This window comes from Bacillus thuringiensis, assembly GCF_022095615.2.
In the GTDB taxonomy this organism is placed as follows: Bacteria; Bacillota; Bacilli; order Bacillales; family Bacillaceae_G; genus Bacillus_A; species Bacillus_A cereus_AG.
This window is the reverse complement of the sequence record NZ_CP155559.1, coordinates 272501-287500: the sequence shown is the minus strand read 5'-3', so window position 1 is coordinate 287500 and position 15000 is coordinate 272501. Positions and strand designations below refer to the sequence as shown.

Sequence of the window (15000 nt, the reverse complement as noted above, 5' to 3'; positions counted from 1 at the left end):
CCGGTGATTATATTTGGATTGCAGAGGCCGATGACTTATGTGATCAGACATTTTTAGAAGAAGTCATACAAGGGTTTCATATACATGGTGATGTTACCTTAAGCTACACACAATCAAAACAAATAGATGAACGAGGAAATATCCTGGCCAATCATTATTTAGATTACACAAATGATATCGATAAAGAAAAATGGAAAAGTTCTTATTTTCGAAAAGGGACAGATGAAATACAAGATACGTTACTTATCAAAAACACCATACCTAATGTCTCAAGTGTAGTTTTTAAAAACATAGATATACAAGCAACAGAAAAACAATTAGAAAAGTTTAAAGTAGCCGGTGATTGGTTTTTCTATGTTTCTATTCTTAAAGAGGGGAATATTTATTTCAATCCCAAACCCCTAAACTACCATAGACGGCATACAAATAGCGTAACGAGAACAGAAGATTCATATTCCCATTACAGTGAAGTTGTACAAATGCAGAATTTCATTAAAGAAACCTTTACTATCGACGACATATCAAAAAAGAAAATGTACACATATAGAAAGTACCTTAAAGCATATTTGAAGATTGAATGATATATTTTCTTCGCCATCAGTATCTCTTGTAAGACGTTACTATAATTTAAGGAGGGTTACTCTTTGAAAGAATTTATAAAGGCAAATAAAGATTTGGTTTCTCAAATTGCACACAACTACAATGTAAATGCAAATATCCATCCAGAGGATCATATCTTTCAATTCCTTGTCACGAATCCAGTCTTCCCATCTAAAAAAGAAGCGATAGATTATTATTTTCAAGATGGGAGAAAATCCGCAGAAACACTCTTAGATTTGATTACTTCCTTTTATCCTCCTATAGACACGCCAATAAAATTATTAGAATTCGCATCCGGATATGGCTGCGTAACACGTCATTTATTAAACCTACAAACGAACTTAAGTATAACTACTTGCGATATACATGAAGAGGCTATTACTTTTATTGAACGTACATTAAATACTTCTTCTATCTTATCTCATCCTGAACCTGAACAAGTAAATTTGGCCTCGTCTATGTATGATATCGTTTTTTGTCTATCCTTTTTTTCTCATATGCCTGATACAACTTGGTTTCGTTGGCTTCAAACATTGTATAACGCTGTTTCTCCTGGCGGCTTATTCATTTTTACAACTCATGGTTATCAAAGTAAAAAGTACTTCAGCTTTCCAGATTTAAATAAACAGGGTTATTGGTTTCTCCCCTCTAGTGAACAATTGGATTTAGATGTTCATCAATACGGGCAAACGATCGTTAGCCCTTCTTACGTATGTGCCAAAATTAAATTATTACCCTATAACCCTGTCATCAAAAAATACACTGAAGGTTTTTGGTGGGAACATCAAGACCTTTGGGTAATAAAAAAGGAAATAAAATAATAAACCACGCTCTACTTATACACAAGTAGGGCATGGTTTATTATTTTTTACTATATAAAAACTCTTCAATCCATAGCTTATTTAATCTAATTCCACTTTTGAAATCTATTTTCGGTTCCCAATTACATTCTTGTCTTACCCTATCTATATTTAAAATGATTTTTTGAACATTTTCTTGTTTTTGTTTATAACAGATAAAATCCACTTTTCTTTCCGTTAATTTCTCCAATTCTACTATAATTCGTTTTAACGAAAGTCCTGTACCGCTTCCTATGTTATACACACAAGATTTCAAGCGATTTAATTGCGATAGTTGTATTGTAATTTCAACTAAATCATCAATATAAATATAATCCCGAATAATCTCTTGTGGATTCCCATATATATTAATCTTTTCATTACTGAGATGCTGATACAAAAAACAATTTATTGCCCCAACTTTCTTTAAAGGATTTTGATATTTTCCATATGGATTAGAATATCTACATACAACATAGTCAATTCCATATTTTTTCTTATAAAAATACAAGTAATTTTCAAGCGTCACTTTTGTTATTCCGTAAGGAGAAAGTGGTTTTAATGAATGTTTCTCATCGATAGGTAAATATTCAGGTTCACCATACACCGTGCCTCCAGAAGATGCTAATACAATTTTTTTAACAGGAAAATTTTTAACACTTTCCATGAAGTTAAGAAAAAAAAAGCTACTGTTCCTATCTCCGAAAACATCTTCAATTGAAGTTGTTACATTAGACGTTGCAGCTAAATAAATAATTATATCCACATTCACTAAAGCTTTATATATATCTTCAATATTTGCTAAATCACCTTTAATAAATTCAACATCACTTATAATATTTTGAGGAAAATTATTTATATGTCTGGAAAATACTTTTACACTTTGACCTTGTTTCAATAAACCTAATGTAAGGTTAATACCAATGAAACTATTTCCACCTACTATTAAATAATTATTCTTCCTCATAATATCCTCTCTAGTAATAAGATTTTTGCTTATCACACCTAGAAATACATGAACTTGGTCACTTCTATTATTTATTCTCTTATAATTATATGCCTCTTATAAATTTTCATTATCTTTATTTTATATTTTCATTTTAGAATCGCCACCTTATTTAAGATGATCGCAAAAAACACTCATACTATTTACTCATTCCCATGAATATATTGGATTAATAAAAACTTCCCTTCCCATATTCTCACTCGTTTATTCTATGTAAAAAACCTTCTCCATAAATAAAACTTTCAAAAAGGAGCACTACATTTATGAAGAATGTAAATCAAGAGCTTTTAAATCATGTAATCCTACATAAAGATCGAATCCCACATTTCCATAAAGACTTTCCACTTATACTATTCTGGAGCCATAGAAGCGGATGTACCGCATTAGCTAATTGGTTCTTTTTTCAAATTGGATTATTTACTGAAGCAAAGAAATACAATGACTTTATTCATTACTATGAGTTCTGGGTGTATAAAAACAATATAAATTACATACCAGAGTTACAAAATGGTCTTCTATCATCAAATAAAGATGTTTGTAAACTTGTACGGAATCCCTACAAAAGGGCCGTCAGCTCATTTTTATTACTTGCTGACAATCCATACGCTAGCCCTCAATGGGAAAGTATCCGCCATTATTTGTATAATGACAAATATAGTAACCGTGGAGTATCATTTAAACAATTTTTATATTACATTCGAGCATTGGGTTCAAATTCCCTAGCAATGGACATACATTTTAGTCAGCAATACGTTCCAGGTGAAGAAAATTTCATCCAATACTATATTCCTTTAGAAGATTTTAATACACAAATCACCAAGATAGAACACACGTACGATTTGATTAAATCCAATTTAGCGTTACTTACAAATTCAGATCATCATCGCGCTCATAAAATGCTTTATACAGGAAGCTATGCAGAACTCAGCCTTACAGATGCAGCCTTCCCTCGCTTTCCAACATATGAAAGCTTTTATGATGAAGAAACAATGGCGTTAGTTACAGAAATATATGCACAAGACTTTGAAATGTATCCGTACACAAAGGGGATATTCTAAGTCGATACATTTTTCAATGAATAAAAGCGAATGTAACGCATAGCATAAAGTGAAACTTTAATTAGCGTGGGGTTTTCTCCCGCTAATTATTCCATTCTACCAATCTTACTTTTATGGGATTCCTTATTTTCACCCACTCTCTTTGATTTCACTGATTGTTGAAGTGTGTGTCATATGCATTTTTTACACAGGAGTGATGTCATGTGGAAGGTAATTTAAAGCACAATAATGGTTACTGCGTTATTTGTGAGAAGGAAACTACATTTATAGAGCATAATGATTGGCTTAGAGATCATTACTTATGTTCTACATGCCACTCTATACCAAGGCAGCGAGCTTTAATCCATGTTTTAAATACATTTTTTCCAAAATGGGGTTCCTATCATATCCACGAATCCTCTCCTGGAGGAATTACAACTCAACTACTAATAAAAAACTGCGAAAACTATACATACTCTCAGTACTTTAAAAACTATCCTCTCGGTCAATACTTTCAAGGAATTAGATGTGAGAACTTAGAAAACATGACTTTTCCAAATGAATCTTTTGATTTGTTCATTACTCAAGATGTCTTTGAACATGTAATGGAGCCAAACAAAGCCTTTAAAGAAATAGAGCGTGTATTAAAACCTGGCGGCGCTCATGTCTTTACTGTCCCTTGGTATCATACACTCACAAAAACTTTGCAAAGAGCAAGAATCATTAAAGAAGGAATTGAGTATATTGAGGAGCCAATTTATCATGGAAATCCTATTGATGAGAATGGGTCTTTAGTAACATTTGATTGGGGTCAAGATATGATTGAATATATTTATACACATGCAAACATGTATACCATTGTTTATTTACAAAAGGATAGATCAATGGGGTTAGATGCTGAATTTTTGCATGTTTTTGTTAGTAAAAAACAAATAAATAGTTGTTAATCACTACATCATTCGGAGATTTAACAAATGAATAACTTTAAGTTAGGAAGTGATTTTGATAACCTTGTTAGTCCACTATCTGCTATTGAGCTTCTAAATCTATTTATACAAAGTTGCTCACAAACAAAGATAAACGGCACCCTAGTACCTATGTTCCCCCCGGAAGAAATTCAACAACAGTTTGTAGGTGCTTCCTATGAACATGCTCTTTATGAAGCATATTTGTTTTATAGCCATGTCAAAACATATGCCCAAAATTTAGGTGTTCCCTTGAATAACGAACGTAAAATTTTAGACTTCGGTTGCGGATGGGAGAGAATTATACGTTCCTTTTTCAAAGATGTTCACGATGAAAATTTACTTGGTATTGATGTAGATCCCCTCATGATTACTATTTGTAATGAAACGTTAGGAAATCGTGCCATCTCGGATTATGAAAGCGGAAATTTTGTCCACAGTCCTACGGGAGCTGGAGACATTAGAAACAGTAGCTTCTACGGGGAAACCGTTATACCTAGAACTTATATTAAAAATCACTATCAGAAATATTTAAAGCTGCGGGACTTTTTTTGATAATGTAAACCAATTACCCCAAGCCCTATTTGTTCTCCAAAAAGATTAACTCTTTTCGTTCATGATAATGCACGTAATTTCATAATGAAAATCGTTTTTTATCTCAGCCATATATATTGAATCATCCAAGATTCCCATATCGAGTAGACTGTAAAAACAAATTCAATATAGAGCATAAAAACAGTAAATAACATATCTCGCGCCTTAAACTGGATCCAAAAAATCAAAAGTAACTTCCCACCACTTGAACTATAAAGAACAAAAGGGGGATATACCTTGAAAATAATCGCTTTTTACTTACCACAGTTTCATCAAATAAAAGAAAATAACCAATGGTGGGGGAAAGGTTTTACCGAATGGACAAATACTAAAAGTGCACGACCTTTATTTTCAGGACATTATCAACCTAGAGAACCTTATCAAGATTTTTATTATGACTTAACCAACCCATCCGTAAGAAAGTGGCAAGCAAAAATTGCCAAAGCGTACGGCATATATGGTTTTTGTTATTACCATTACTGGTTTAAAGGAAAGAGGCTATTGGAGACACCCTTTAATGAAGTACTTAAGACGGGCGAACCAGATTTTCCATTTTGCCTTTCTTGGGCAAATGAACCGTGGACAAAAACTTGGGATGGTCTTGATAGTCACATATTAATGCCTCAAAATTACGGAGAGTTATCGGATTGGAAAGAACACTTTGAGTATTTATTACAAGCTTTCCAAGATGAGAGGTATATCCGTATAGATGATAAACCACTATTCATTATTTATCGTCCTGGGCATATCCCTGATTGTGAGCAAATGCTTAATTACTGGAATACACTCGCACAAGAAAATGGTTTGAAAGGTATATACTTCGCAGAAACATTAAACAGCTTTCCACTTCCTAATATAAATGGATTTGATGCTAGTATTCAATTTGAGCCTTTTTATACAATTGCTCATGATAGCTCTTCAGACATAAATAAGACAATATATGAGTCTGGTAAACAAATAAGCGCTTGGGATTATGATAAAGTGTGGATGTATATACTAAAGCGATCTCCTACAGAGAAAAAAACATTTCCCGGTGCCTTTGTCGACTGGGACAACACGGCACGCCGCAAAGACTTAAATAGCAGCATCTTCCTAGGCTCCACTCCTAGAAAGTTTACGATATATTTAAGTAAGCAAATTCAACGTACCTATTCTCTTTACAACAGCCAGTTTTTATTTATTAATGCGTGGAATGAATGGGCAGAAGGTACTTACTTAGAACCAGATAAAAAGCATGGATTCGCCTATTTAGAAGGTGTTAAGCAGGCAATTAACAGAGGTATGAAAGCATACAAAAAAGACGAGTCATTCTGACTCGTCTTACAGTTGCTTGGCGACGTCCTACTCTCACAGGGACAAGGTCCCAACTACCATCGGCGCTAGAGAGCTTAACTTCCGTGTTCGGTATGGGAACGGGTGTGACCTCTCTGCCATCATCACCAAACTGATGAAGGTATATTCCTTCAAAACTAGATAACATTTGCTTCATATTATATGGTTAAGTCCTCGATCTATTAGTATTCGTCAGCTCCACATGTCACCATGCTTCCACCTCGAACCTATCAACCTGATCATCTTTCAGGGATCTTACTAGCTTACGCTATGGGAAATCTCATCTTGAGGGGGCTTCATGCTTAGATGCTTTCAGCACTTATCCCTTCCGCACATAGCTACCCAGCTATGCCCTTGGCAGAACAACTGGTACACCAGCGGTGCGTCCATCCCGGTCCTCTCGTACTAAGGACAGCTCCTCTCAAATTTCCTACGCCCACGACGGATAGGGACCGAACTGTCTCACGACGTTCTGAACCCAGCTCGCGTACCGCTTTAATGGGCGAACAGCCCAACCCTTGGGACCGACTACAGCCCCAGGATGCGATGAGCCGACATCGAGGTGCCAAACCTCCCCGTCGATGTGGACTCTTGGGGGAGATAAGCCTGTTATCCCCGGGGTAGCTTTTATCCGTTGAGCGATGGCCCTTCCATGCGGAACCACCGGATCACTAAGCCCGACTTTCGTCCCTGCTCGACTTGTAGGTCTCGCAGTCAAGCTCCCTTATGCCTTTGCACTCTACGAATGATTTCCAACCATTCTGAGGGAACCTTTGGGCGCCTCCGTTACACTTTAGGAGGCGACCGCCCCAGTCAAACTGCCCACCTGACACTGTCTCCCGGGTCGATAAGACCCGTAGGTTAGAATTTCAATACAGTCAGGGCGGTATCCCACCAGCGCCTCCACCGAAGCTAGCGCTCCGGTTTCAATGGCTCCCGCCTATCCTGTACAAACTGTACCAAAATTCAATATCAGGCTACAGTAAAGCTCCACGGGGTCTTTCCGTCCTGTCGCGGGTAACCTGCATCTTCACAGGTACTATAATTTCACCGAGTCTCTGGTTGAGACAGTGCCCAAATCGTTACACCTTTCGTGCGGGTCGGAACTTACCCGACAAGGAATTTCGCTACCTTAGGACCGTTATAGTTACGGCCGCCGTTTACTGGGGCTTCAGTTCAGAGCTTCGCTTACGCTAACCCCTCTCCTTAACCTTCCAGCACCGGGCAGGTGTCAGCCCCTATACTTCGCCTTACGGCTTCGCAGAGACCTGTGTTTTTGCTAAACAGTCGCTTGGGCCTATTCACTGCGGCTTTCCGTTAAGAAAGCACCCCTTCTCCCGAAGTTACGGGGTCATTTTGCCGAGTTCCTTAACCAGAGTTCTCTCGCACACCTTAGGATTCTCTCCTCGCCTACCTGTGTCGGTTTGCGGTACAGGCACCTTTTATCTCGCTAGAAGCTTTTCTTGGCAGCGGGGAATCAAAGACTTCGCTCCATAAGGAGCTTCCCCATCACAGCTCAGCCTTCACGATAAGCGGATTTGCCTACTTATCAGCCTAACTGCTTGGACGTGCACAACCAATCGCACGCTTCTTCTATCCTTCTGCGTCCCTCCATTGCTCAAACGATAAAGAGGTGGTACAGGAATATCAACCTGTTGTCCATCGCCTACGCCTGTCGGCCTCGGCTTAGGTCCTGACTAACCCTGAGCGGACGAGCCTTCCTCAGGAAACCTTAGGCATTCGGTGGACGGGATTCTCACCCGTCTTTCGCTACTCATACCGGCATTCTCACTTCTAAGCGCTCCACCAGTCCTTCCGGTCTGACTTCACTGCACTTAGAACGCTCCCCTACCACTGATACCATTGGTATCAATTCGCAGCTTCGGTGGTGTATTTAGCCCCGGTACATTTTCGGCGCAGAGTCACTCGACTAGTGAGCTATTACGCACTCTTTAAATGGTGGCTGCTTCTAAGCCAACATCCTAGTTGTCTAAGCAACTCCACATCCTTTTCCACTTAATACACACTTTGGGACCTTAGCTGGCGATCTGGGCTGTTTCCCTCTTGACTACGGATCTTATCACTCGCAGTCTGACTCCTAAGGATAAGTCATTGGCATTCGGAGTTTGACTGAATTCGGTAATCCGATGAGGACCCCTAGTTCAATCAGTGCTCTACCTCCAAGACTCTTACACTTAAGGCTAGCCCTAAAGCTATTTCGGGGAGAACCAGCTATCTCCAGGTTCGATTGGAATTTCTCCGCTACCCACACCTCATCCCCGCACTTTTCAACGTGCGTGGGTTCGGGCCTCCATTCAGTGTTACCTGAACTTCACCCTGGACATGGGTAGATCACCTGGTTTCGGGTCTACGACCACGTACTAAACGCCCTATTCAGACTCGCTTTCGCTGCGGCTCCGCCTCTTCAGCTTAACCTTGCACGGGATCGTAACTCGCCGGTTCATTCTACAAAAGGCACGCCATCACCCATTAACGGGCTCTGACTATTTGTAGGCACACGGTTTCAGGATCTCTTTCACTCCCCTTCCGGGGTGCTTTTCACCTTTCCCTCACGGTACTGGTTCACTATCGATCACTAGGGAGTATTTAGCCTTGGGAGATGGTCCTCCCAGATTCCGACGGAATTTCACGTGTTCCGCCGTACTCAGGATACATTCAAGAGAGAACGAAGTTTCGACTACGGGGTTGTTACCCTCTACGACGGACCTTTCCAGGTCGCTTCGTCTACCTCGTTCCTTTGTAACTCCGTATAGAATGTCCTACAACCCCAAGAGGCAAGCCTCTTGGTTTGGGCTATGTTCCGTTTCGCTCGCCGCTACTCAGGAAATCGCATTTGCTTTCTCTTCCTCCAGGTACTTAGATGTTTCAGTTCCCTGGGTCTGTCTTCCTTACCCTATGTATTCAGGTAAGGATACCATACCATTACGTATGGTGGGTTTCCCCATTCGGAAATCTTCGGATCAAAGCTTACTTACAGCTCCCCGAAGCATATCGGCGTTAGTCCCGTCCTTCATCGACTCCTAGTGTCAAGGCATCCACCGTGCGCCCTTTCTAACTTAACCAAACTAAAATTAAAAAAATATGAGCTACACTGTTATCTAGTTTTCAAAGAACATACATTTATATATGAGAGATAGTTCTCTCAAAACTGAACAAAACGAAACACGGAAACTTATATTGATGAACAGCGTTCATCAATTCTCCATAGAAAGGAGGTGATCCAGCCGCACCTTCCGATACGGCTACCTTGTTACGACTTCACCCCAATCATCTGTCCCACCTTAGGCGGCTGGCTCCATAAAGGTTACCCCACCGACTTCGGGTGTTACAAACTCTCGTGGTGTGACGGGCGGTGTGTACAAGGCCCGGGAACGTATTCACCGCGGCATGCTGATCCGCGATTACTAGCGATTCCAGCTTCATGTAGGCGAGTTGCAGCCTACAATCCGAACTGAGAACGGTTTTATGAGATTAGCTCCACCTCGCGGTCTTGCAGCTCTTTGTACCGTCCATTGTAGCACGTGTGTAGCCCAGGTCATAAGGGGCATGATGATTTGACGTCATCCCCACCTTCCTCCGGTTTGTCACCGGCAGTCACCTTAGAGTGCCCAACTTAATGATGGCAACTAAGATCAAGGGTTGCGCTCGTTGCGGGACTTAACCCAACATCTCACGACACGAGCTGACGACAACCATGCACCACCTGTCACTCTGCTCCCGAAGGAGAAGCTCTATCTCTAGAGTTTTCAGAGGATGTCAAGACCTGGTAAGGTTCTTCGCGTTGCTTCGAATTAAACCACATGCTCCACCGCTTGTGCGGGCCCCCGTCAATTCCTTTGAGTTTCAGCCTTGCGGCCGTACTCCCCAGGCGGAGTGCTTAATGCGTTAACTTCAGCACTAAAGGGCGGAAACCCTCTAACACTTAGCACTCATCGTTTACGGCGTGGACTACCAGGGTATCTAATCCTGTTTGCTCCCCACGCTTTCGCGCCTCAGTGTCAGTTACAGACCAGAAAGTCGCCTTCGCCACTGGTGTTCCTCCATATCTCTACGCATTTCACCGCTACACATGGAATTCCACTTTCCTCTTCTGCACTCAAGTCTCCCAGTTTCCAATGACCCTCCACGGTTGAGCCGTGGGCTTTCACATCAGACTTAAGAAACCACCTGCGCGCGCTTTACGCCCAATAATTCCGGATAACGCTTGCCACCTACGTATTACCGCGGCTGCTGGCACGTAGTTAGCCGTGGCTTTCTGGTTAGGTACCGTCAAGGTGCCAGCTTATTCAACTAGCACTTGTTCTTCCCTAACAACAGAGTTTTACGACCCGAAAGCCTTCATCACTCACGCGGCGTTGCTCCGTCAGACTTTCGTCCATTGCGGAAGATTCCCTACTGCTGCCTCCCGTAGGAGTCTGGGCCGTGTCTCAGTCCCAGTGTGGCCGATCACCCTCTCAGGTCGGCTACGCATCGTTGCCTTGGTGAGCCGTTACCTCACCAACTAGCTAATGCGACGCGGGTCCATCCATAAGTGACAGCCGAAGCCGCCTTTCAATTTCGAACCATGCAGTTCAAAATGTTATCCGGTATTAGCCCCGGTTTCCCGGAGTTATCCCAGTCTTATGGGCAGGTTACCCACGTGTTACTCACCCGTCCGCCGCTAACTTCTTGAGAGCAAGCTCTCAATCCATTCGCTCGACTTGCATGTATTAGGCACGCCGCCAGCGTTCATCCTGAGCCAGGATCAAACTCTCCAATAAAGTTAGTTTGTCTAGCATCTAAAAATAAAAATTGACGTTTCACGTTGTTTGTTTCGTTCAGTTTTCAAAGAACTACTTGGTCGCTCATTTGCGACTTCCTTATGTTAACATCTTCGTTAGTTAATGTCAACTAAGTTTTTCATTTTGTTTGCCGCGTTCTGCGTTATTGCATCGGCGACTTGTTCTATATTACACCTCTAACCTACAATCGTCAATATGTTTTTATAAAAAACTTCATTTTTTATAAACCCTATTTACGTTATTAATTTATATACCTCTTCTATAAGAATATATAAGCAACCCATAAAACACTATATGGGTTGCTATTCCATCATAAAAACTATTGTTCTTTTGAAGGTACCGAACAACTTTCATCCGTACAAGACATATCGCTTGCACCTTCTGAAGAAAGCTCTTGTAACTTAGATGCAGGATTCTCTTCTTCCCACACTTGCTGAAGTGCACCAACAAAAGTTTCAAGTGGTTGCGCACCTGAAATAGCATACTTTTGATTAATAATAAAATAAGGCACTCCTGAAATTTGATATTGCTGAGCAATCGCTTCATCAATTCTAACATCATTTGCATATGCATTTTTATCATGAACAACACGTAAAGCTTCTTGCTTATCTAAACCTGAAGCTTCAGCGATAGTAGCCAGCGTATCCACATCACTTAAATTTCTCGATTCAGTGAAATATGCAAAAAGTAGATTTTCCGTAATCTCTTTTTCTTTCCCTTGATCCTTTGCAAACTTTGCAAGACGATGCGCATCAAAAGTGTTCGTCGGCTTCATTTCATCAAAATTAAAACTTAACCCCATACTAGCTGCATGATTTCCTAGTTGTACATTATTGCGCTTAGCTTCTTCGATACTAATTCCATACTTTGATGCAAGTACTTCATTAATACTTGTTCCAGAATAGATTGGAGCATCTTGGTCTAATTCAAAACTTTTAAACTCAACTTCAACATCCTTCTTATGTGGAAATTGCTCTAAAGCCATCTCTAATCTACGTTTCCCAATGTAGCAAAATGGGCATACAAAATCTGACCATACTTCAATTTTCATAGAAACACCTCATTAACATGTAGTTTTCAATCATTGTAGCACTGGCACTAAGGAATTCAAAAATTTATGCTTCAAACCTTATATACTACAAACTAAAATAAGTTTTTAAATAGAAAAAACGATAATCAAAAGTATAAAAACATTTCCTTCTGATTATCGTATATACAAATCTAAAACAATCTAATTACGCTGGAATGTATCTTCCCACGAACTTCCATACAGTATTCCAATATTTATTCGAATCTATCTTCTCAGCTTCTCCATGTCCAGCACCTGGAACAATTAATTTCTCTTTTTCTACTTTTGCAGCATTATATACTTCATCTAACATTTCATAAGGAACGAATGTATCAGCATCCCCATGAATAAATAGCATCGGTGTTTTACTTTTCGCTACTTGTTTTACAGCTGAGGCTTCTTCTAAATCATATCCAGCTCTTAATTTTGTAACTGTATTTGCCGCATTCATAACAGGAAACTTTGGCAAATGGAATAAATCTTTTAGTTGATACGTAAATTCATCAATAACAGTTGAGTATCCACAATCTTCAATAATAACTTTAACGTTAGAAGGTAACTCTTCACCGGAAGTCATCATTACAGTTGCTCCTCCCATTGAAACACCAAATAGTGCTATTTCAGCATTAGGGTCTTTCTTTACAATTTGTTGAATCCAAATCAAAATATCTTTACGATCGTGCCAGCCCATCCCTATATAATCGCCTTCACTATTTCCGTGCCCACGAAGATCTGGTGCTATGACATTATAGCCTTGTTCATAAAAATTCCGGATATATTTCGTCATTTTCGACGCCCTACTATCATATCCATGAACTACAATTGCCCATTTATGGCTAGATTTTTCATTGATATATTCATAACCTGTTAATTTCAACTTATCGAAAGAATTTATGTTCAATGTATTAGGTTTATGATGTGAGACAAAGTTCGCATCCTTTTCTTCATTTGTAGCCAACACACCTCCGGATGCATTCACAGTTTCCACTAAATGAGGATTATCCTCTAAAAATTCTTTCTCTTGTTTTGCATTCAATGCATAATTATAAAAATAATTACCGACTAACATATAAGCAATTGCTAGAAGGACTAAAACTACTATAGTAATTACACTTATCTTTTTCATATTATCTCCTTTTTCAAAATTAAATCTTCTTATATTCAAGTACTCAAAAAAACAACTGCACTATTTTAACATACCGACAGATCGCTTCTACAAAAAATAAAATAGAAAATCTTAAACTACGCATCAAAAATGTTGAAAGAAAATGAATATGAGAGAATCAAAAGAATTAGAAGTTAGAAACACAAAAAAGACGAGTCATTCTGACTCGTCTTACAGTTGCTTGGCGACGTCCTACTCTCACAGGGACAAGGTCCCAACTACCATCGGCGCTAGAGAGCTTAACTTCCGTGTTCGGTATGGGAACGGGTGTGACCTCTCTGCCATCATCACCAAACTGATGAAGGTATATTCCTTCAAAACTAGATAACATTTGCTTCATATTATATGGTTAAGTCCTCGATCTATTAGTATTCGTCAGCTCCACATGTCACCATGCTTCCACCTCGAACCTATCAACCTGATCATCTTTCAGGGATCTTACTAGCTTACGCTATGGGAAATCTCATCTTGAGGGGGGCTTCATGCTTAGATGCTTTCAGCACTTATCCCTTCCGCACATAGCTACCCAGCTATGCCCTTGGCAGAACAACTGGTACACCAGCGGTGCGTCCATCCCGGTCCTCTCGTACTAAGGACAGCTCCTCTCAAATTTCCTACGCCCACGACGGATAGGGACCGAACTGTCTCACGACGTTCTGAACCCAGCTCGCGTACCGCTTTAATGGGCGAACAGCCCAACCCTTGGGACCGACTACAGCCCCAGGATGCGATGAGCCGACATCGAGGTGCCAAACCTCCCCGTCGATGTGGACTCTTGGGGGAGATAAGCCTGTTATCCCCGGGGTAGCTTTTATCCGTTGAGCGATGGCCCTTCCATGCGGAACCACCGGATCACTAAGCCCGACTTTCGTCCCTGCTCGACTTGTAGGTCTCGCAGTCAAGCTCCCTTATGCCTTTGCACTCTACGAATGATTTCCAACCATTCTGAGGGAACCTTTGGGCGCCTCCGTTACACTTTAGGAGGCGACCGCCCCAGTCAAACTGCCCACCTGACACTGTCTCCCGGGTCGATAAGACCCGTAGGTTAGAATTTCAATACAGTCAGGGCGGTATCCCACCAGCGCCTCCACCGAAGCTAGCGCTCCGGTTTCAATGGCTCCCGCCTATCCTGTACAAACTGTACCAAAATTCAATATCAGGCTACAGTAAAGCTCCACGGGGTCTTTCCGTCCTGTCGCGGGTAACCTGCATCTTCACAGGTACTATAATTTCACCGAGTCTCTGGTTGAGACAGTGCCCAAATCGTTACACCTTTCGTGCGGGTCGGAACTTACCCGACAAGGAATTTCGCTACCTTAGGACCGTTATAGTTACGGCCGCCGTTTACTGGGGCTTCAGTTCAGAGCTTCGCTTACGCTAACCCCTCTCCTTAACCTTCCAGCACCGGGCAGGTGTCAGCCCCTATACTTCGCCTTACGGCTTCGCAGAGACCTGTGTTTTTGCTAAACAGTCGCTTGGGCCTATTCACTGCGGCTTTCCGTTAAGAAAGCACCCCTTCTCCCGAAGTTACGGGGTCATTTTGCCGAGTTCCTTAACCAGAGTTCTCTCGCACACCTTAGGATTCTCTCCT

The 15000-nt window shown here is 40.7% G+C and carries 8 protein-coding genes, 5 rRNA genes and 1 pseudogene (2 of these 14 only partly in view); 6 read left to right on the top strand and 8 right to left on the bottom strand.

Annotated elements, in window-relative coordinates; all coding sequences use genetic code 11:
* Together KZZ19_RS01630 and KZZ19_RS01625 are read left to right on the top strand one after the other, a co-directional pair.
* Positions 1–581, top strand: the 3' portion of a protein-coding gene (locus KZZ19_RS01630; RefSeq protein ID WP_348638020.1) for a glycosyltransferase. It extends 1354 nt beyond the left edge of the window; only the last 581 of its 1935 coding nucleotides appear in the window; its start codon lies beyond the left edge, outside the window; the stop codon is at positions 579–581.
* 63 nt (positions 582–644) lie between these two features.
* Positions 645–1421, top strand: a complete 777-nt coding sequence (locus KZZ19_RS01625) for a class I SAM-dependent methyltransferase (RefSeq protein ID WP_237982846.1) — start codon at positions 645–647, stop codon at positions 1419–1421.
* Positions 1422–1461: 40 nt separating this feature from the next.
* Here the strand turns inward: KZZ19_RS01625 and KZZ19_RS01620 are convergent, their stop codons facing one another.
* A complete protein-coding gene (locus tag KZZ19_RS01620; RefSeq protein ID WP_237982847.1) occupies positions 1462–2406 on the bottom strand; it encodes an NAD-dependent epimerase/dehydratase family protein in 945 nt (314 codons plus the stop codon).
* 302 nt (positions 2407–2708) lie between these two features.
* Between KZZ19_RS01620 and KZZ19_RS01615 the strand changes: the two genes are divergently transcribed.
* The 4 genes and pseudogenes from KZZ19_RS01615 (at position 2709) to KZZ19_RS01600 (ending at position 6355) form a co-directional block, all read left to right on the top strand.
* Positions 2709–3503 (top strand): sulfotransferase family 2 domain-containing protein, encoded by a 795-nt coding sequence (locus KZZ19_RS01615; RefSeq protein WP_237982848.1) that lies wholly within the window; start codon positions 2709–2711, stop codon positions 3501–3503.
* A gap of 203 nt (positions 3504–3706) precedes the next feature.
* The gene (locus KZZ19_RS01610; RefSeq protein ID WP_237982849.1) at positions 3707–4429 is read left to right on the top strand and encodes a class I SAM-dependent methyltransferase; all 723 of its coding nucleotides are present in this window, start codon (positions 3707–3709) and stop codon (positions 4427–4429) included.
* 27 nt (positions 4430–4456) lie between these two features.
* Positions 4457–5051 (top strand): annotated as a pseudogene (locus KZZ19_RS01605) (hypothetical protein).
* Positions 5052–5278: 227 nt separating this feature from the next.
* The gene (locus KZZ19_RS01600; RefSeq protein WP_237982850.1) at positions 5279–6355 is read left to right on the top strand and encodes a glycosyltransferase WbsX family protein; all 1077 of its coding nucleotides are present in this window, start codon (positions 5279–5281) and stop codon (positions 6353–6355) included.
* Positions 6356–6369: 14 nt separating this feature from the next.
* On the opposite strand, the gene rrf (KZZ19_RS01595) is transcribed toward KZZ19_RS01600, so the two are convergent.
* From rrf (KZZ19_RS01595) to KZZ19_RS01565, 7 genes are all read right to left on the bottom strand, one after another.
* A 5S ribosomal RNA gene (gene rrf / locus KZZ19_RS01595) occupies positions 6370–6485 on the bottom strand.
* Between the two features lie 50 nt (positions 6486–6535).
* A 23S ribosomal RNA gene (locus KZZ19_RS01590) occupies positions 6536–9456 on the bottom strand.
* Positions 9457–9602: 146 nt separating this feature from the next.
* A 16S ribosomal RNA gene (locus tag KZZ19_RS01585) occupies positions 9603–11154 on the bottom strand.
* Together the 16S, 23S and 5S rRNA genes form the textbook arrangement of a ribosomal RNA operon.
* Before the next feature lie 340 nt (positions 11155–11494).
* Positions 11495–12226 (bottom strand): DsbA family oxidoreductase, encoded by a 732-nt coding sequence (locus KZZ19_RS01580; protein WP_237982900.1) that lies wholly within the window; start codon positions 12224–12226, stop codon positions 11495–11497.
* Between the two features lie 184 nt (positions 12227–12410).
* On the bottom strand, positions 12411–13370 hold the full coding sequence (locus KZZ19_RS01575) for an alpha/beta hydrolase (protein WP_237982901.1): 960 nt from the start codon (positions 13368–13370) through the stop codon (positions 12411–12413).
* A 218-nt stretch (positions 13371–13588) separates the two neighbouring features.
* Positions 13589–13704 (bottom strand): 5S ribosomal RNA (gene rrf / locus KZZ19_RS01570).
* A gap of 50 nt (positions 13705–13754) precedes the next feature.
* Positions 13755–15000 (bottom strand): 23S ribosomal RNA (locus tag KZZ19_RS01565); it runs 1676 nt beyond the window's last position.